This is a genomic window from Virgifigura deserti, from assembly GCA_003576685.1.
Lineage (GTDB): Bacteria > Pseudomonadota > Alphaproteobacteria > Dongiales > Dongiaceae > Virgifigura > Virgifigura deserti.
In genome coordinates this window covers 160,397-178,935 of record QOZR01000002.1, presented here as the reverse complement: position 1 = coordinate 178,935, position 18,539 = coordinate 160,397, and the positions used below count along the sequence as shown (strand labels likewise).

The 18,539-nt window shown below is 64.6% G+C and carries 14 protein-coding genes; 11 read left to right on the top strand and 3 right to left on the bottom strand.

Annotated elements, in window-relative coordinates; all coding sequences use genetic code 11:
• Window positions 1–88 precede the first annotated feature (88 nt).
• The 3 genes from DT069_RS04255 to DT069_RS04245 all read right to left on the bottom strand — a co-directional run bounded on the left by DT069_RS04255 (window position 89) and on the right by DT069_RS04245 (window position 3,897).
• On the bottom strand, window positions 89–1,513 hold the full coding sequence (locus tag DT069_RS04255) for a serine/threonine-protein kinase (RefSeq protein ID WP_119459042.1): 1,425 nt from the start codon (window positions 1,511–1,513) through the stop codon (window positions 89–91).
• A gap of 32 nt (window positions 1,514–1,545) precedes the next feature.
• Window positions 1,546–2,418: a Tll0287-like domain-containing protein gene (locus DT069_RS04250; protein WP_119459041.1), complete on the bottom strand. Its 873-nt coding sequence runs from the start codon at window positions 2,416–2,418 to the stop codon at window positions 1,546–1,548.
• Window positions 2,419–2,571: 153 nt separating this feature from the next.
• Window positions 2,572–3,897, bottom strand: coding sequence for a caspase family protein (locus tag DT069_RS04245; RefSeq protein WP_119459040.1), 1,326 nt, complete (start codon window positions 3,895–3,897; stop codon window positions 2,572–2,574).
• Window positions 3,898–4,165: 268 nt separating this feature from the next.
• Between DT069_RS04245 and tssA the strand changes: the two genes are divergently transcribed.
• From tssA to DT069_RS04190, 11 genes are all read left to right on the top strand, one after another.
• A complete protein-coding gene (gene tssA / locus DT069_RS04240; RefSeq protein WP_119459039.1) occupies window positions 4,166–5,281 on the top strand; it encodes a type VI secretion system protein TssA in 1,116 nt (371 codons plus the stop codon).
• A gap of 290 nt (window positions 5,282–5,571) precedes the next feature.
• Entirely contained in the window at window positions 5,572–6,102 is a 531-nt protein-coding gene (gene tssB / locus DT069_RS04235; protein ID WP_119459038.1) for a type VI secretion system contractile sheath small subunit, read from the top strand.
• Entirely contained in the window at window positions 6,102–7,595 is a 1,494-nt protein-coding gene (gene tssC, locus DT069_RS04230) for a type VI secretion system contractile sheath large subunit (protein ID WP_119459037.1), read from the top strand. Before tssB ends, tssC (DT069_RS04230) begins: the two co-directional genes overlap by 1 nt.
• Before the next feature lie 8 nt (window positions 7,596–7,603).
• The gene (gene tssC, locus DT069_RS04225; RefSeq protein ID WP_119459036.1) at window positions 7,604–9,178 is read left to right on the top strand and encodes a type VI secretion system contractile sheath large subunit; all 1,575 of its coding nucleotides are present in this window, start codon (window positions 7,604–7,606) and stop codon (window positions 9,176–9,178) included.
• Window positions 9,179–9,197: 19 nt separating this feature from the next.
• On the top strand, window positions 9,198–10,001 hold the full coding sequence (locus DT069_RS04220) for a type VI secretion system accessory protein TagJ (protein WP_119459035.1): 804 nt from the start codon (window positions 9,198–9,200) through the stop codon (window positions 9,999–10,001).
• A gap of 39 nt (window positions 10,002–10,040) precedes the next feature.
• Window positions 10,041–10,538 (top strand): type VI secretion system baseplate subunit TssE, encoded by a 498-nt coding sequence (gene tssE, locus DT069_RS04215; RefSeq protein ID WP_119459034.1) that lies wholly within the window; start codon window positions 10,041–10,043, stop codon window positions 10,536–10,538.
• Window positions 10,531–12,363, top strand: coding sequence for a type VI secretion system baseplate subunit TssF (gene tssF, locus DT069_RS04210; protein WP_119459033.1), 1,833 nt, complete (start codon window positions 10,531–10,533; stop codon window positions 12,361–12,363). Before tssE ends, tssF begins: the two co-directional genes overlap by 8 nt.
• Entirely contained in the window at window positions 12,327–13,424 is a 1,098-nt protein-coding gene (tssG, locus tag DT069_RS04205; protein WP_119459032.1) for a type VI secretion system baseplate subunit TssG, read from the top strand. Before tssF ends, tssG begins: the two co-directional genes overlap by 37 nt.
• Before the next feature lie 30 nt (window positions 13,425–13,454).
• On the top strand, window positions 13,455–15,005 hold the full coding sequence (locus tag DT069_RS04200) for a class I SAM-dependent methyltransferase (protein WP_119459031.1): 1,551 nt from the start codon (window positions 13,455–13,457) through the stop codon (window positions 15,003–15,005).
• A gap of 131 nt (window positions 15,006–15,136) precedes the next feature.
• Window positions 15,137–17,857 (top strand): type VI secretion system ATPase TssH, encoded by a 2,721-nt coding sequence (tssH, locus tag DT069_RS04195; protein WP_119459030.1) that lies wholly within the window; start codon window positions 15,137–15,139, stop codon window positions 17,855–17,857.
• A gap of 183 nt (window positions 17,858–18,040) precedes the next feature.
• A complete protein-coding gene (locus DT069_RS04190) occupies window positions 18,041–18,514 on the top strand; it encodes an Hcp family type VI secretion system effector (protein WP_119459029.1) in 474 nt (157 codons plus the stop codon).
• Window positions 18,515–18,539 lie beyond the last annotated feature (25 nt).

Sequence of the window (18,539 nt, the reverse complement as noted above, 5' to 3'; positions counted from 1 at the left end):
GAATCCTCCTCCCGCTACCCCCGCAAGGGGAGGGGAGAGTTCTTGGGCGAAATTTCACAAGCTTATTTCAATGCCCTGCGGCGGCGGGTCAGCCTCTCGGCCGGGTCCGCAGGAACGTGGCGCGGTCCTCGTCGCGGGTGATGTGCGTCGCGAGGCGGTTGTAGAGGTCCTCGATCGATGCCGCCTGAGCGGCCGCCTTCTTGACCAGAACCTTGGCGATGGGGCCGACATGGAAGGTCAGGGCGGTCTGCGCCGCTTCGATCACCTCCGGGCTCAGCCGCGAGTTGCTCGAGCCGCCGAAGCTGCCTGTGCCTGGCGTCATCCCCGTCGTCACCCCGGGGCCGCCGGCGGTCGCGAAGCCGGTGCTGCCGCCGCGCGAGCGCAAGCCCGAGGATCCGCCCTGCTCGCGCCACGCCTTCTTCATGAATTGGCTTCTGTCGAGATCGTTGGGAATCTTGCGCGACAGGGTTTCGTAGAGCTCGACGACGTTGCTCGTCTTCTCGGCCGCGTTCTTCACCAGCACCTTCGCCACCGGGCCGACATGATAGGCGAGATCCTTCTCGACCTCTTGCAGGAACTTTGCGTCCCAGCCGCCCGCCGGGCCGCCTATGCCGACGATCGTCTGCGCCTGGGGCATCAGGACGGTCTGATCCGGATAGGTTTGATTCTGCTTCTGCGCCGCGCCGGTGAAGGCGGCGTTGAGCGCGTCGGCGAAGTCCTGCGCTGACTGGAACCGGTCCTCCGGCCGTTTGGCCAGCGCTCGGCGCAGGACGATGTTCAGCGCCGGCGGGAGCGTGGCATTGGCCTCGGCGATGTCGCGCGGCTCATGGTTCAGCAGCTTGTACATCACCTCCGTCGCATTCCTGCCGGGGAACGGCTTCTCGCCGGCCAGCAGTTCGTAGAGGATCACGCCCGCCGAAAACAGGTCGGCGCGATGGTCGACGGTCTCGCCCTTAAACTGCTCCGGCGACATGTAGCTGGGCGTGCCGACGATCGAGCCGTGCTGCGTCAGGTTCGTCGAGTCCAGCCTCGCGACGCCGAAATCGGCGACCTTGACGCGGCCGCCGTCCAGCAGGATCACGTTCGCCGGCTTGATGTCCCGGTGGACGATTCCCAGGCCATGGGCATAGCCGAGCGCGTTCAAGACCTGCAGGAGGATGAGCAGAACCTCCTTGGGTTCGAACCGGACGTTCTGGCGCAGGAAGTCCTGCAGTTCCCGGCCCTGGACGTACTCCATGGCGATGAAGGCGGTGCCGTCGCCTTCCGAGTAGTCGTAGACCGCGACGATGTTCGGATGCGTGCAGCGCCCGGCGGCCTGCGCTTCCCGCCGGAAGCGGCTCATATACTCCTCGGCGCCGTCGCCATCGAGCAGGTCAGTCCGGACGACCTTGATCGCGATCACGCGGTCGATGACAGGGTCGTGGGCCTTGTAGACCACGCCCATCGCGCCGCGGCCGAGCACGCCGTCGAGGCGATACCGACCGAGCGTCCGAGGGAGTTCGAGTTCGCTCATCGAAGGGTCGTCCCGATCACGCCGTCAGCCCGTCAATCGCTCAGCATCTGCATCGCATTCTCCAGGCTTCGCCGCATCCGGTTGAAGGAGGCCGACAGGGATGCGATCTCGTCCTTGCCGCGCCGCTCATATTCTTCGACGCTCATATTGCCCATGCTGACCGCGCTCGCCATCTCGGAGATCTTCACGACCGGCTTGATGACGACATAGTGCAGCAGGACGTTCAGGATGATCATGACGACTGCGAACACCGCAGTGAGCACGGCCATGAACACCATGAACGTCTTGTCGGCCTTTTCGAGGGGCACCGACATCGGGACGGACACGACCTGCGCGCCGATGATCTCGTTCATCTGCCAGCCGAAGCCGTTCGCCTCCCCATAAAGCTCGATCATCGTCGACGGCGCGGCCGCAGCCGTGCTGTGGCAGGCGAGGCAGGCATCGTCCTTGATCTGCAGGGGGCGCGACAGGACGAGGGCACGGCCCGTCGCCGTCGCGCGCTCTATGATCAGTTCCTTCCGTTGCGGATTGTTGCGGAACTCGTTGATGATGTCGGCTTCCCAGTCCGAGGCGCGGTCGGCGGGATTCGTCGGATTCAGCGCCGCTTCCTTGTAGACGTAATTCGGGAACTCTCCCTGCAACGCCCGGAAATTGGTCTGTGCCGCGAAGGAGGGTACCGAGTGCGGCAAGAAGCGGGTCTCAAGCTGCGCGGCGATCAGCGGCTTGATCTCCTGGGCCGTGTAGTTCCGGATCGCATGCGCGCTCTCCATCATGATTCGCGCTTTCTGAATTACCTCGTGGCGCGCGTTCTCCTGAACGATGCGGTAAGACAGCACGCCCGCGAGGGCAAGACCGATCATGAACGCGACGATCATGACCAGGTTGAATTTGGCTCTCAGCCCCATATCGTCCCCCTGACCTCTGAGAGTGGATGTATTTCGTTTTGATTATTTAGAGTGCGCGATGACATCCCTTGAAACAAGGCGCCGCCGCGTCCGTCCCCACCGGCGGCAGACGTCAATAATGCCTAGTTTTTGGTTAACGTTCTATTAGGCACTCTACGAGTCACGCAGGATTCGATAGAGCTGGGCCACGGTGAGCCAGCCTGTGGGCTCGGCGCCGGCCGCTTCCTGATAGGCGCGGATCGCCTGGCGCGTCCCCGGGCCGAAGACGCCGTCCACCGTCCGCTTGTAATAGCCTTTGCGCGCCAGCCAAGCCTGGATGCGCTCCTTGTCCTTGGCGCCCAGAGCGTCTTCGATCGCCTGAAGCTCGGCGAAGCGGCCGGCGGGCTGCGTCGCGGGCTGTGTCGCAGTCGGCTCCGCCGGCGCTTCGGCCGCCGCATCGGTTGCAGCCGCCACCGTCGTTTCAGGAGTGGCATCTCCGCTATCGGTCGGCGCCTCAATCGTCTGGTCCTGCGGCTCTACGGCCGGCTCCTGCCCGGGCAGGGCGAAAGCCTCGGAATCCACAGCGCTGGAGGCGACGGCTTCCGCTGCGGCCTTGACGGGATCGGTAATCGCCGTCGAGTCCTGTGATTCGGGTTCGGGCTCGGTCTGGACAACCGTCGATTCGGCAGGGGACAGTTCCGGCGCCCGAAGATAGACCTCATCGACATCCGTCACGGATATCCACGGACGCTGATCTCCGGCCGTCGTCGTCGAAACGCGCGCCTGCAATTCCGCCAACAGCCGGTTCACTTCGACGACCGGCCGCGAGAGGCCGGTCACGAGCGCGTCGGCGAACCGGCTTCCGTCCCCGTTGGCGTCATCGATGACGCGGCCCGGCTCCGCGGCGAGGACAATGATCGTTTCCGGCCTTTCGGACGCAATCTCCACCAGGCCGGGAGCCAACGTCTCGGACCCCTCGGCGAAGCGGTTCCGGTGCGCGGCGTCCAGGAAGAGCAGGTTCAGCGCGGCGCCCGACTTTTGCATCACGTTAATCACCGCATCGGCAACGATTCCTTCGGTCAGGACAGCAAAATCGCTCGCTAGGTTAGCCGACGCCGGCAGGAGGAAGTTCCGGCCCTGAAACTGAACGGAACGGCCGGAATAGTAGAACAGGGCGACGGTGCCCGGCTTCAGCCGCTGGCTGAAGGTCTGCAGATGGGCGCTCATCTCTCCGTTGCTGCCATTGAAGAGTTCGATGACCTCGAACTCCAGGCCGCGCAGGGCATCCGCCACCGCCGCCGCATCGGCGACCGCTTCGGGCAGCGTGTCGAGCGACTCGTAGGCGCCGTTGCCGATGACAAGCGCAACCCGTTCGTCTCCGGCCAGATCGTCTCCGGCAACAGCCGCCCGCCCGCCCGATGCGAGGAGCAGAAGTCCGGTGGCCAGGGCTGAGAACGCTATCGCCCGGCCTAGACAGGGCAAGGCGCGGAGAAGGCGCATGGCGGAATGCGGACGTGAGAAATTATGTTCGAGTATCACTGTCTTACGGTGCGTGATCTGAAGATGACCGCGGCTTTCGCCGCTCCCCTCCAACCACTCTACCACCGATCCGCCGCCGATGCGTGGACGTTTTCCCGCTTTTTTGGCTTGCGCGCGGCATTTCTTAAATTTTAGTTAAGTATTTTAGGATGACTTAACCGGTCAGCGGGATTCGCTCCGCCAGCGAATACTTAATGGCCGCTACGCGGGGAGGGGATAAGCGCCACTCATGTCGTCGCCTGACATTCTCGATTTCGAGCGCCTGCTGGCGCCGATCCCCGGCGATCGTCCGGCCGGCGCCGATCTTCGGCAGGACACCTCCCCGAATCCGATTTATTACCGGATCAAGGATGCGCGCTCGGCCGCGCGGGCCGCGGAGCGCAGCCTCGAGGCGCTCGACGACGAGTCCGATATGGAGAGAGAGGCCGCGGCCCCTCTCAAGGATTGGCGCACGGTCCTCGACCTGGCGCCGAAGGTCCTGGCGGAGCAGACGAAGGACCTGGAGGTCACCGCTTGGCTGATCGAAGGGCTGGTGCGCCTCCATGGCTTCGCCGGCCTGCGCGACGGTTTCCGACTGGCGCGCGGGCTGGTCGAGGCGTTCTGGGACGACCTGTATCCGGCGGAGGACGAGGAAGGGGTACTCACGAAGGTGGCGCCGCTCGCCGGGCTGAATGGCGAAGGGGCCGAGGGGGCTCTGATCCAGCCGATCCGAAAGATCCCGATTACCGACGGCGCTGATCCCGGACCCTTCGGCCTGTGGCATTACGAGCAGGCCTCCAAGCTGCTCGAGGTCTCCGAGGAGAAGCGGGAGCAGCGTATCGCGGCCGGCGCCGTGACGCTCTCCCAGTTCGAGGCCAGCGCGAAAGCGACTCTGTCCGACTTCTATCGCAGGATCATTCCGGATCTCGAGCTTTGCCAAAGCGAGTTCGACCAACTGAACGCCGCATTGGCGGAGCGATGTGGCTCGGATGCACCGCCCTCGTCACAGATCAGCACGACGTTGACCGCCGTTCAGGACATCCTGCGGGCCTTCGGCAGGGATGCCGTCGCAGTCGAGACTGCACCGGCGCCGGCTGATGGCGCGGCGCCGAGCCAGGCGGTACCCGGCGCCCTGGCGCCGGCCGGCCTGCAGACGCGTGACGACGCGTTCCGGACCTTGCTGAAGGTCGCCGAATTTTTCCGGCAGACCGAGCCTCATTCGCCGATCTCCTACACGCTGGAGGAGGTCGTTCGGCGCGGCCGGATGCCGCTGCCGGAGCTGTTGGGCGAGCTCATCTCCGATTCGGAGGCGCGCCGCACCTTCTTTCTCACGGCAGGGATCAAGCCGCCGCAGGAGGAAGGGTGAATTTCTTAACGCGTCATTAACCTTAACGGTACGAGAATAAGACGATGCGGCGGGAAACACGTAATCGGGGCCCTGCTCGTGCCGACTGCCCAAAATAACGACAGATCTCGATACCGTTGAGCGCCGAACGCGAGCGCGACCGGCAGGATTGCATTTCTTGACGCATTCCGAGATTATGGGTTCATAAACGATCTTCAGGGGCGGCAACTGCTTTATTGCCTGAAGATCCATCCAATACTGCAATTCTTACAATCGCTTCCGTCGCATCGACGGTGCTGCTGGAGGGGGGTATGGCAAGCATTCACGACAAGCTCGAGCGAGTCCGCAAGCCGCGGGTTCACATCAGCTACCAAGTGGAAACAGAAGGGGCGGTGGTCGAGCGGGAGCTGCCCTTCGTGGTCGGCGTTCTGGGCGATTTCTCGGGCGATCCGACCGAACCGCTGAAGCCGCTCAAGGATCGCAAGTTCATCCAGATCGACCGCGACAACTTCAACGACGTGATGGCGCGGATGGCGCCCGGGCTGAACATGAAGGTCGAGAACACGCTGCAGGGCGACGGCAGCGAAATGGCCGTGAACCTGAAGTTCAACTCGATTGACGATTTCGAGCCGGCGCAGGTGGTCGGCCAAGTTCCGGCGCTGAAGAAGCTGCTCGACACCCGCAACCAGCTCCGCGACCTGATGACGAAGATCGACCGGTCCGAGGACCTGGAAGCCGTTCTCGAGCGGGTCCTGCAGAACAGCGAGGAGCTGAAGCAGTTCCAGACGGCGCTCGGCGTCGAGGAGCCGTCCGGCGATGACAGCGGCAAGGGGGACAAGTAATGAGTGCCGAGACATCGGCCAAGACCGAAGCGGCCGCCGCGACCACGGAGGCAGAGGTTAATCTGCTCGATCAGGCGATCGGCGCCACGAAGCAGACCGAGCCGGAGCGCGCCCAGGAACTGCTGCGCACGCTCACCGAGGAAGCGCTGAAGGGAACCGTCACCTACAGCAAGAATCTGACGGTCACGCTGAACAAGGCGGTCGCCTCGATCGATGCCGCCATGTCGAAGCAGCTCGCCGCGATCATGCACCACCCCTCCTTCACGAAGCTGGAGGGGTCCTGGCGCGGCCTGCATCATCTGGTCATGAACACGGAGACGGGCTCGACCCTGAAGATCCGGGCCATGAACCTGTCGAAGCGGGACCTCTACAAGGACCTGTCGAAGGCGGTCGAGTTCGATCAGAGCCAGATTTTCAAGAAGCTCTATGAGAACGAGTTCGGAACGCCGGGCGGCGAGCCTTACGGCGCCGTGATCGGCGACTATGAATTCACCAACCACCCGGAAGACATCGAGCTGCTGGGGAATATGTCCAACGTCGCCGCGGCGGCGTTCGCGCCCTTCCTCTCCGCCGCGAGCGCGAACCTGTTCGGGTTCGAGTCCTACACCGAACTCTCGAAGCCGCGGGACCTGGAGAAGATTTTCGACTCCCTCGAATACACCAAGTGGCGCAGCTTCCGCGAAAGCGAAGACTCCCGTTTCGTCACGCTCGCCATGCCGCGGGTGCTGGCGCGCCTTCCCTACGGCGCGGCGACGAAGCCGGTCGAGGAATTCGGCTATGAGGAGGCGCCGTCCGACGCGCGCGGCGCGGCCAAGTCGATGGAGCACAACGAATATTGCTGGATGAATGCCGCCTATGTGCTCGGCACACGCCTGACCGATGCCTTCGCGAAAAATGGCTGGTGCACCGCCATTCGGGGTGCCGAAGGCGGCGGCAAGGTCGAGAACCTGCCCAGCCATGTCTTCACCAGCGACGACGGCGATCCCGATCAGAAATGCCCGACCGAGATCGGCATTACCGACCGCCGCGAGGCGGAGCTGAGCAAGCTCGGCTTCCTGCCGCTGTGCCATTATAAGAACACTGACTATGCCGTGTTCTTCGGGGCCCAGACGACGCAGAAGCCGAAGAAGTACGATCGGCCGGAAGCGACGGCCAATGCCGCGATCTCGGCCCGGCTCCCCTACATCATGGCGACGTCGCGCTTCGCCCACTTCCTGAAGGTGATGGCCCGCGACAAGATCGGCTCGTTCATGGAGGCGTCGGACTGCGAGGACTGGCTGAACCGGTGGATCCTCAACTACGTCAACGCCAACGAGGCGGCCGGTCCGGAGATGAAGGCCAAATATCCGCTGCGCGAGGCAAAGGTTTCGGTGAAGGAGATCCCGGGCAAGCCCGGTTCCTATAACGCCGTCGCCTGGATGCGGCCCTGGCTTCAGATGGAGGAGCTGACCACCTCGCTGCGGATGGTCGCGAGAATTCCGCAGATGGGCTGATGCCCTGTATGGTCGATGATCCCGTGGAGGCGGCGGACGAATCCTCCGAGCAGGTTGAAGCGTCTGCCGTTGCCACGTCGTTTGAGCGAGCAGCGGACGCGCCGCTGCGCGATCGTCTGCTCGGCCTCGTGAAGGCGGAGGAGGGCGCCGCCCTCGACGAGTTTCTCGCCGGGCCGGCATGGTACCGCGCGCTGCAGCTCTGGTTCGGGGCGCTTGCACGGCCTTACGACCGTGCCGCGATCCTTCGGGCAATCGATCGCGATATCGCTTGGCTCGATCGGCTTTTGACCGATCAGGTCAATGCGATTCTGCGTCATGTGCGGCTGCAGCGGCTCGAAGCGTCATGGCGCGGCATCCGTTATCTCGTCGATCTGAGCGACGAGGTCGACGGCATCAAGCTCCGTGTCCTCAACATCGCCTGGCCGGAGGTCTGCCGTGATCTGGAGCGGGCCATCGAGTTCGATCAGAGTCAGCTTTTCGCCAAGATCTACAGCGAGGAGTTCGGCATGCCGGGCGGCGAGCCGTTCGGCGTACTGATCGGCGACTATGAGGTGCAGCATCTGCGCGGGGCCGAGCATGCGACCGACGACGTGGCGGCCCTCAAGGCGCTCTCCAGCGTCGCGGCGGCCGCTTTCGCGCCGTTCGTCGTCGGCTGCACGCCCCGGATGTTCAGTCTCGAGAGCTTCTCCGATCTGGGGCTGCCGATCGACCTCCAGGCGATCTTCCGGCAGGGCGAATACCAGCGTTGGAAGAGCCTTCAGGAAACGGAGGACGCACGTTTTATCGGCCTGACCTTGCCGCGCGTGCTGATGCGACGACGGCATCGGGATGACGGTTCGCGGATCGATGGATTCCGCTTTCAGGGGCGCGGGACAAAGGCCGAGGGTCATGGCTATCGAGATCACGGTTATCTCTGGGGCAATGCGGTTTATGCCTTTGCCGCCGTTCTGATCCGCGCCTTCGCGACTTCGGGCTGGTTCGCGGATATCCGCGGCGCCCGGCGGGACGTGCTCGGCGGCGGCATCGTCGTCGGCCTTCCGGTCGATTCTTTCGAGACGGACAAACCCGGCGTCGCCGTCAAATTCGCGACCGACGTGATTCTGTCGGAGCGCCGCGAGAAGGAATTGAGCGATCTCGGATTCATCCCGCTGAGCAAGGCGGCGAACACCGAATATTCGGTGTTCTACAGCAACCAGTCCGCGCAGGTCGCAAAGCACTACGACAACCCTGCGGCGGCGGCGAACGCGCGGCTGTCGACGATGCTGCAATACATCATGTGCGTCTCGCGCTTTGCCCATTACATCAAGGTGATCGGCCGAGACCGGATCGGCTCCTTCGCGACGCCGGAGGTCTGCGAGGACTTCCTGCAGCGCTGGCTCCACGGCTACACCACGGGAAACGACGATGCCGGGCCGGAGACGAAGGCGCGCTATCCGCTCCGCGAGGCCAGCGTCCGGGTGCGCGAGCTGCCGAGCCGGCCGGGAATCTATCACTGCACGGTGCATCTGCGGCCGCATTTCCAACTCGACCAGGTGTTGTCGGCGTTCAAACTCGTCACGGAACTGGCCCCGCAACGGGCCTAGCAGCGAAGGTGTTTCCAGCATGACTCTCGGGGCAAAAGAGCATTTCGAGGCCGGCCGCCTGCAGGAGGCGATCGAGGCGATGAACGCCGAGGTCAAGTCGCATCCGACGGATGCGAATCGCCGCGGCTTTCTCGCGGAGCTCCTCTGCTTCGCCGGCCGGTTCGAGCGTGCCGACCTGCAGCTCGATGTCCTGACCGATCAGGATCCGAAGGCGGCGATCGGCATCGCGCTATTCCGCCAGCTAGTCCGGGCCGAGCTGGCGCGCCGCCAGTTCTATTCCGAAGGCCGGCTTCCGGAGTTCCTGGGGCAGCCCTCGCCGCTGCTCCAGCTTCATCTGCAGGCCTCCATCCGACTGCGGGAGAACGATGCCGGCGACGCGGCGAAGCTGCTGGCGCAGGCGGAGGATCAACGTCCCGCGGTGGGCGGTATCTGCGACGGCCGCGCGTTCGAAGACATGCGTGACCTGGACGACTTGACCGCGCCCTTCTTCGAGGTCCTGACGAGCACGGGAAAGTATTACTGGATTCCAATGGACCGGGTCGTCTCGCTGGAGTTCCGGCCGCCCGAGCGGCCGCGCGACCTGATCTGGCGGCGCGCTCAAATGACCGTGGCCGAGGGGCCGGACGGCGAAGTGTTTCTGCCGGCCATCTATGCCGGCACCGACGACCAGGAGGACCGTGCTTTGCTCGGCCGCGTGACCGATTGGGCGGGCGGCGAGGGCGCGCCGGTTCGCGGCATCGGGCAACGCGGCTTTCTGATCGGGAACGAGAGCAAGACGATCATGGAGATCTCCACCATCGAGTTCGGTGAGGCCGCCGCGTGATCCGCGATCGTTCGGGCAGGGGAACGGTGATTTCGGGCCATGGCCAGAATCGATCTTGATCAGCCGATCCTGCCGTCGGTCCTGGACAGGCTGCTCGACGCCAATCCGGATGAGCGGCGCGACCCGACGAAATCGCGCGGCCAGTATCTGGCGGAGCTGCGATATGCGGTTCGCCGTGATCTGGAAGCGTTGCTGAACACGCGCGAACGGTGCCGGTCCTGGCCGGCCGAGCAGACCGAGCTTGACGACTCGTTGCTTGCCTACGGCATTTCCGACTTCACGGCGGCGAGCCTCGGCTCGGACGACCAACGTGAAGCGTTCCGGCGCGAAGTTGAAGAGGTGATCCGGCGCAGCGAGCCGCGCTTCGTCTCGGTCGAGGTTAGCATCCTCGACAATGCTGAGCCGCTCGACCGCACGCTCCGATTCCGGATCGAGGCCCTGATGCATGCCGACCCGGCGCCGGAGCCGGTGGTCTTCGATTCGTTTCTCGACCCGGCTTCGCGCAGTGTTTCGGTGGTCAGCAAGAGCGATGGTTGACGAGCTTCTTCCCTACTACAATCGCGAGCTCGCCTATATCCGCCGGCTCGCGGCGGAGTTCGCCGAAGCGCATCCGAAGATCGCCGGACGGCTGCGGCTGAGCGCCGATGCGATCGAGGACCCGCATGTCGGCCGCCTCGTCGAATCCTTCGCCTTTCTGAACGCCCGGATACGTCACAAGCTGGACGACGACTTTCCGGAGCTGACGGATGCCCTGCTGAACGTCCTCTATCCGCATTATCTGGCGCCGGTTCCCTCCATGGCGATCGTCCAGTTCGCCTGCCAGCCCGATCTGGCCGGCGCCTATACCGTCCCGGCCGGAGTGGAGATCGAGACGGAGCCCGTCGGCGGCGAGACCTGCCGATTCCGCACTTGCTATCCGACAACCCTGTGGCCGATCGCGCTGCAGGGGGCGAGCCTCACCGGGCGGCCGCTGGTGGCGCCGGCGGCGTCGCGCGCCGGCGGGGCCGTCGCGACGCTGAGGCTGAGGCTGCGCTGTCTCGCCGAGGATATGACCTTCACGCAGCTCGCACCGGACTCGCTTCGCTTCTTTCTCCGCGGACAGCCGCAGCAGGTGTTCCCACTCTATGAGCTGATCCTGAACAACACGCTGCTCGTCGCGCTTGCCGATTCGGCCAACGATCCCAACCCGGTCTTCCTCGACCCCGACTGTATCCGGGCCGTGGGCTTCGAGCGCGACGAGGGCATGCTGCCCTATCCGGCGCGGTCCTTCATCGGCTATCGCCTGCTGACGGAGTTCTTCGCTTTTCCCGAGAAGTTTCTGTTCTTCGATCTGACGCGCCTCTCAGGCAAGGTGCTTCTCGAGGCCGGCAATAAGCTCGAGATCTTTTTCTATCTAAATTCCACCTCGGCCGAGCTGGAGCGGAGTGTCTCCGCGGAGAGCTTCGCGCTGGGCTGCGCACCGATCGTCAATCTTTTCCGTCAGCGGGCGGAGCCCATCCAGCTGACCCAGGCAGACTCGTCCTACCGCGTCGTACCCGACGCCCGGCGGCCGGCGGCGACCGAGATCTATTCGATCGACCGCGTCAGTGCGAGTTCGCCGAGCGGCGAGGAGGTCACGTTCAGGCCCTTCTATTCGGTGAAGCATGCGGGCGATCCGGATGGCCCGAGCAGTTTCTGGCACCCGATGCGTTGCGCCGCGGGCGCGCGGGACCCGGGGACGGATATGTTTCTCTCCCTGGTCGATCTCGATTTCAACCCTGCGGCGCCGGCGGATTGGATCGTTTCAGTCGATACCACCTGCCTCAATCGGGACCTGCCGGCGAAGCTGCCTTATGGCGGCGGCCATCCCCATCTGCAGCTCGCCGAAGGCGCTTCCGCCGTCACGAGCGTCACCTGCATCACGCCGCCGACACCGACGCTCCGCCCGCCCATGCGGGAAGGCGGCCGCTGGCGGCTGATCTCGCATCTGACGCTCGGCCACCTCTCCCTCATCGATCACGAGGAGGGGGCGGACGCGCTGCGCGAGATTCTGAAGCTCTACGACTTCCGGGATTCACAGGATACCCGTGCCATCATCGACAGCGTTCTCGGCATCCGCAGCCGACGCGGGACGGCGCGGGCGCCGTCTCAGGCATTGTCCCAGGACGCGGGTGCGTTCTGCCGAGGCGTCGAGATCGATATCGAGTTCGACGATCGGCGCTTCTCGGAAAGCGGCCTGTTCCTGCTGGCGTCAGTGCTGGAACGCTTCCTCGCGCTCTATGCCTCCATCAACTCCTTCACGCGGCTGACGGCCAAGGTCCGTGGCCGGCCGGGGATTCTCCGCAAATGGCGACCAAGAGCAGGCGACCGAATCCTCCTCTGATCCAAGCCCTGTTCAAGGATGCCGACCGCTTCGAGTTCTTTCAGGCGGTGCGGGTCCTGGAGCAGGCGGCGCGCAAGGATTCCGAGGACCCGCGATTCGAAGGGCGGGCCGCCGTCGGCGAGGATGCGGATCCGCGGCGCGAGGCAGTCCGGTTTCGCGCGCTGCAGGCGCTCTCCTTTCCGGACGCGCCGATTGATCGCCTGACGCCGGGAAAGACCGATCCGGAGGGCCGGCGTCCGGCGGGGCCGCCGGAGATGATCGTGAGCTTCATGGGCCTGACCGGGCCGATGGGCGTCTTGCCGCAGCACTATACCGAGATGCTGATCCGCAGCATCCGCGACAAGAGTGTGGCGATCCGCGATTTCTTCGACCTCTTCAACCACCGTATCATTTCGCTGTTCGTCCGCGCCTGGGAGAAGTACCGGCTGCCCGCCGTCTATGAGCGCAGCGGCAGGGAGGGCGACGACCCGATCAGCGCCAGCCTCTATGCCCTGGTCGGATTCGGCACGGATCATCTGCGCGGCCGGCTCGCGGTCGATGACGAGATCTTGCTGCACTATGCCGGCCATCTGACGCAGTCGACGCGGTCCGCCGTCGCCCTGGAGGCGATGCTGTCGGATCACTTCGGCCGGCCGGTCTGGATCGAGCAGTTTCAGGGGCGGTGGGGCAATCTCGCGGCTGACGAGCGCACGACCTTGCCGAGTTGGGCGCATCCCGAAGGATCCTTCTGCCAGCTCGGCAGCAACGCGGTGATCGGTGACAGGGTATGGGACGTGCAAGGCAGCTTCCGCATTCGCGTCGGACCGCTTGGCTATAGGGAGTTCGTGCGCTTCATGCCGGACGGAAAGGATCTCGGGGCTCTCGCGCATCTCGTGCGCAGCTATGTCGGGCCCGATCTGAGCTTCGACCTGCAACTGACGCTGAGCAAGGCTGAGGTCCCGTTCTGCCGCCTGGCGACCGACGGTGACGACGCGCCGCGGCTCGGCTGGAACACGTGGCTAAAACAATGGGACCATCCGCGGGATGTGTCGGACACCGTCTTCGGTCTCGATGAAATCTGACCGGAACGCGCGGCGGGGAGAGGGGCGCAAGTGAGCGATTGGACGGCCGGGTATGTCGGCGACGTGGAGTACATGGCGGGCTTCTATCCGGAGCAGTCGCCGATCCACCTGAACCTCGCCTGCCTTCTCAACGGCATCGAGGGAGTGCCCCTCGAAAACGGCTTTTCCTATTGCGAGCTTGGCTGCGGCCAGGGCTTCACCTCGATGCTGCTCGCCGCCGCAAACCCCAAGGGCCGGTTCCACGCGATCGATTTCAACCCCGCCCATATCGCCCGCGCGCGCGCCCTCGCGGATGAGGCCGGTCTGTCAAACATCCAGTTTCTGGAACGCAGCTTCGCCGAGCTCGTCGAGGAAACGCCGTCGATACTGCCTGAGTTCGACTTCGTCACGCTGCACGGTGTCTATAGCTGGATCTCCGCCGAGAATCGCCAAGCGATCATCGCGTTCCTGAGGCGCCATCTGAAGCCCGGCGGAATCGTTTATGTCAGCTACAACTGCATGCCCGGCTGGACGGCGGCCCTGCCGATTCAGCGGCTGCTCTATGAGCATGCCGCGCTGACTTCGGATGGCAGTCACTCGCGGATTACCCGCGCCATCGCCTTCGCCGAGGCGTTGCAGGCACGCGAAGCGAATCATCTGCGGGACAATCCGTATCTGACCAGAATCGGCCAGATGCTGAAGACCGGGCAGATCGCCTATCTCGCGCATGAATATCTGAACGAGCACTGGTGCCCGCTGTACCATGTCGACGTCGCCCGCGACCTTGCCGCGGCGAAGCTCGGTTTCGTCGGATCGGCAAGCCTGCTGGAGAACTTCCCGGACCTTATGCTGACGCCGGATCAGCGGGATCTGCTGTCGCAGATCGGCGATCCCGACCTTTACGAGACGATGAAGGATTACTGCGTCAACCGCGCTTTTCGGTCGGATGTCTTCCTGCGCGGTGCGCGCCGCCTGCCGCCCGCCCGACGGGACGAGCGGCTGCGACGGACGCGGCTTGCCTTGACGATACCGAGGCGGGACGCCCGGCTGACGCTGGGAATGCCGCGCGGCGAAGCGACGCTGGAATCGCGGGTCTACGGACCCATTCTGGACGCGCTGGCGGAGCAGCCAATGACGGTCGGGGAGCTGCTCGATCTGCCCGAGCTCAAGGGAAGGACCAAGATCACGCCGCGCGAAGTCGTCGGCATCCTGGTGGGCTCGGCACAGGCCGCGCCGGTGGTCGAGACCGTCTCCGCCGATGCGGAGGATGCCGTGCGGCGCTTCAATCGCGTGGTGTCGCGCGATGCCCAGCATGCGGAGAGCAACAACAAGGTTGCGTTCGCGGTGGCGTCGCTGGGTTCCGGCCTCCTGGCGAGCGTCGCGGAGCTGGTGGCCTATTTCGGCCTCACCTCCGGCGTCGACACGACTGCCGAAGACCTCGCGCCGCTGTTGTGGGCACCGATCGCCGCGCGGGGCGAGACGCTCCTCAAGGACGGAGCCTCGGTCGAGAGCGAAGCGGAGAACCTCGCGCTGATCCGGGAGGCGATCCAATCAATCCTCGAACATAAGGTTCCGCTATGGCAGCAATTCCGCCTGATATAGCCAGCCGATACATGGGCCCCATGGGCTTGATCCCGGCATCCGCTAGGGGCGCCGCTACACCACATCCATTCGCAATCCGCGCTAACAACATCGCGACTCCACGTCCGGTACATATCGCTTAAGGAACCGTCATGGCCGCTGTCGATCTCAAATCTCTGGTTGGAAAGCTCAACGATCAATGTCGCCGCTCGCTCGAGGCGGCGGCCGGGCTGACGCTCTCGCGCAGCCATTACAATGTCGAGATCGAGCACTGGTTGCTCAAGCTGCTCGAAGCGCCCGACGGTGATCTGGCGGCGATCCTGCGCCATTACGAGATCGATTCGTCGCGGCTCAACACCGACCTGACGCGAATGCTCGATCGCTTAAAGACGGGCAACACGCGGGCGCCGGCGCTGTCGCCGCATCTCGTATCACTGGCGCGCGAGGCCTGGGTGCTCGCGTCGCTGGAGTTCGCGGCGCCGCGGATCCGGTCGGGTCATCTGCTTTGTGCCCTGCTTGCCGACGATTCTCTGGCGCCGCTCGGTCGCGATGCCTCGGCCCAGCTTGCTCGCATCACCCCGGATGCGCTGCGCCGGGACCTGGCGACGATCACATCGGCGACAGCAGAGGCTGTGGCGACGTCGGCGGCTGCGGCGCAGGGCGGCGACGCTGCCTCCGGTACAGCCCCCGGTGCGGCCATGGCCGGAAAGACCGGCACCCCGTCGCTGGATCAGTTCACGATCGATCTGACGCAGCAGGCGCGCGACGGCAAGATCGACCCCGTCCTCGGGCGCGACACGGAGATTCGCCAAGTCGTCGACATCCTGACCCGGCGGCGGCAGAACAACCCGATCCTGACGGGCGAGCCCGGCGTCGGCAAGACGGCGGTAGTCGAGGGGTTCGCGCTGCGCATTGCTGCGGGCGACGTGCCGCCCGCGCTGCAGCAGGTCTCGCTCCGCTCGCTCGACCTCGGCCTCCTGCAGGCCGGCGCAGGCGTCAAGGGCGAGTTCGAGAATCGTTTGAAGGCGGTGATCGAGGAAGTGAAGGCCTCGCCGCGGCCGATTATCATGTTCATCGACGAGGCCCACACGATGATCGGCGCCGGCGGTCAGGCGGGGCAGGGCGACGCGGCGAACCTGCTGAAGCCGGCGCTGGCGCGCGGCGAGCTGCGCACGATCGCCGCCACCACCTGGGCGGAATACAAGAAGTATTTCGAGCGTGACGCCGCCCTTGCCCGCCGCTTTCAGGTCGTCAAGGTCGAGGAGCCTGGAGAGGCCGCCGCCGTCGACATGATGCGCGGCCTGGTCGCTACCCTGGAAAAGCATCATAAGGTCCGGATCCTGGATGAAGCGGTCGTCGAAGCGGTCCGCCTGTCGCATCGCTACATCGCCGGCCGCCAGCTCCCCGACAAGGGCGTGAGCCTGATCGACACCGCCTGCGCTCGTGTCGCGATGAGCCAGACGGCGGTTCCCGCCGCCATCGAGGATCGCCGGCGCCGCGTCGAGCTGCTGGGAACCGAGATCGGCATCCTGGAGCGCGAAGCGTCGGCCGGGGCGAACCACGCCGCCCAGCTCGAGGCGCTTGCTCAGCAGCGTACGGAGGTCGAGGCCGAGCTTGCGGCGCTGGAGGAACGCTGGAAGACGGAGCGCGACCTCGTCGGCCGGATCCGCGCGCTGCGCGACAAGCTGGAGCAAGCGCACGGACAAGCCAAGAGTGAGACGGAATCCGGCAAAGCCGAGGACACCGGAGACTCCGCCGTGGCGATGCTCAGCCCGGAGGAAGTCGAGGCTTGGCGAGCGGAGCTGGCGGCGCTCGATGCGGAGCTGCAGGAGATCCAGGGCGAGGCGCCCCTGCTGCAAGCCTGCGTCGACGGCCAAGCGATCGCCGAGGTCGTCGCGAACTGGACCGGCATTCCGGTCGGGCGGATGGTGACGAACGAGATTCGGGCCGTTCTCACCCTGAAGGAGCGGATGGAGGAGCGGATCATCGGCCAGGGCCATGCGCTCGAGGCGATCGCCCAGTCGATCCGGACCGCCCGGGCCAAGCTGACCGACCCGCGGAAGCCGATCGGGGTGTTCCTGATGGTCGGCACGAGCGGCGTCGGCAAGACGGAAACCGCGCTGACGCTGGCCGAGCTGCTCTATGGCGGCGAGCAGAACCTGACAGTCATCAACATGTCGGAATTCAAGGAGGAGCATAAGGTCTCGATGCTGCTCGGCTCGCCGCCCGGCTATGTCGGCTATGGCGAGGGCGGCGTGCTGACGGAAGCCGTACGCCGCCGGCCCTATGGCGTGGTGCTTCTCGACGAGATGGAGAAGGCCCATCCGGGCGTGCAGGATGTGTTCTATCAGGTCTTCGATAAAGGCATGCTGCGCGACGGCGAGGGGCGCGACATCGACTTCAAGAACTCGGTCATCATCATGACCTCCAATGCCGGGACCGACGCTATCGCCAAGCTCTGCGCCGATCCGGAGACGATGCCGGACGCGGTCGGCCTGGCGGAGGCGTTGCGGCCGGAGCTGCTGAAGATCTTCAAGCCCGCCTTTCTGGGGCGGGTCACGCTGGTTCCCTATTTCCCGCTCGGCGATTCCGTCATCCGGCAGATCATTGAGCTGCAGCTCGGGCGAATTCGCCGCCGGGTCGCCGAAACCTACAAGGCGGAGTTCACCCACGACCCGAACCTGATCGAGGCGATCGCCGAACGCTGCCGCGAGGTCGAAAGCGGTGGGCGCAATGTCGAGCATATTCTGAGCCGCGGGCTGCTGCCGGAGATGTCGGCGAGGTTCCTTGCCCGGATGGCTGATGGCGAGGCCATCACCTCGGTCCATGTTTCGGTAGACGGTGAAGGAACCTTTAAGTATCTTATTACCTGATCCAAGTATCGCCGGAGATGATCCGGGCAGGGGGATTGAAAACCCTTAATAAATTCTTAACGAGTTGCGACCTGGACAGGCGAAAGCTTGCTGGGATCGGGTCGTTGAGGTCGAGACTTTTTGGCGGCGGATCCCGCAAGCTACGGGTTTCACACTTAGAATGAATAAGCAAAGGGGGTAAGGATGGCGATCTACGCGAAGATCGGGAAGATCGACGGCGATGCGACGCACGATAAGCACCAGAAATGGCTTACAATCGACAGTCTCCAGTGGGGGGTCGGGCGCGCAATCCACACGCCGGTCGGTTCAGCGAGCAATCGGGAGGCGTCGGAGCCCTCGGTCAGCGAGGTGACGATCAGCAAGCAGATGGACGAGGCGTCGCCCACGCTGTTCGCCGAGGCCTGCACCGGCAAGGCTACCGAGGTGAAGATCCATCTCGTCACCACCGGCAATCCGGGCGACACCTACATGGAGTATACGCTGACCGATGCGATGATCAGCGCATACAGCATGTCCTCGGGCGGCGACCGGCCGTCGGAGTCGCTCAGCCTCAATTTCACCAAGATCGAGACGAAATACACGCCCTATGACGCCAATCACAAGCCGGGCAATCCGATCACGACCAGCTACGATCTGAAGACCGCGAAGAAGGCGTAGGCGCGGATCAAGGGCCTCACGGCCG

Coding starts and splice junctions, on each gene's coding strand:
- DT069_RS04255 (WP_119459042.1), bottom strand. CDS start 1,513: ATGAGCGAACTCGAACTCCCTCGGACGCTCGGTCGGTATCGCCTCGAC.
- DT069_RS04250 (WP_119459041.1), bottom strand. CDS start 2,418: ATGGGGCTGAGAGCCAAATTCAACCTGGTCATGATCGTCGCGTTCATG.
- DT069_RS04245 (WP_119459040.1), bottom strand. CDS start 3,897: ATGCGCCTTCTCCGCGCCTTGCCCTGTCTAGGCCGGGCGATAGCGTTC.
- tssA (WP_119459039.1), top strand. CDS start 4,166: ATGTCGTCGCCTGACATTCTCGATTTCGAGCGCCTGCTGGCGCCGATC.
- tssB (WP_119459038.1), top strand. CDS start 5,572: ATGGCAAGCATTCACGACAAGCTCGAGCGAGTCCGCAAGCCGCGGGTT.
- tssC (WP_119459037.1), top strand. CDS start 6,102: ATGAGTGCCGAGACATCGGCCAAGACCGAAGCGGCCGCCGCGACCACG.
- tssC (WP_119459036.1), top strand. CDS start 7,604: ATGGTCGATGATCCCGTGGAGGCGGCGGACGAATCCTCCGAGCAGGTT.
- DT069_RS04220 (WP_119459035.1), top strand. CDS start 9,198: ATGACTCTCGGGGCAAAAGAGCATTTCGAGGCCGGCCGCCTGCAGGAG.
- tssE (WP_119459034.1), top strand. CDS start 10,041: ATGGCCAGAATCGATCTTGATCAGCCGATCCTGCCGTCGGTCCTGGAC.
- tssF (WP_119459033.1), top strand. CDS start 10,531: ATGGTTGACGAGCTTCTTCCCTACTACAATCGCGAGCTCGCCTATATC.
- tssG (WP_119459032.1), top strand. CDS start 12,327: ATGGCGACCAAGAGCAGGCGACCGAATCCTCCTCTGATCCAAGCCCTG.
- tssH (WP_119459030.1), top strand. CDS start 15,137: ATGGCCGCTGTCGATCTCAAATCTCTGGTTGGAAAGCTCAACGATCAA.
- DT069_RS04190 (WP_119459029.1), top strand. CDS start 18,041: ATGGCGATCTACGCGAAGATCGGGAAGATCGACGGCGATGCGACGCAC.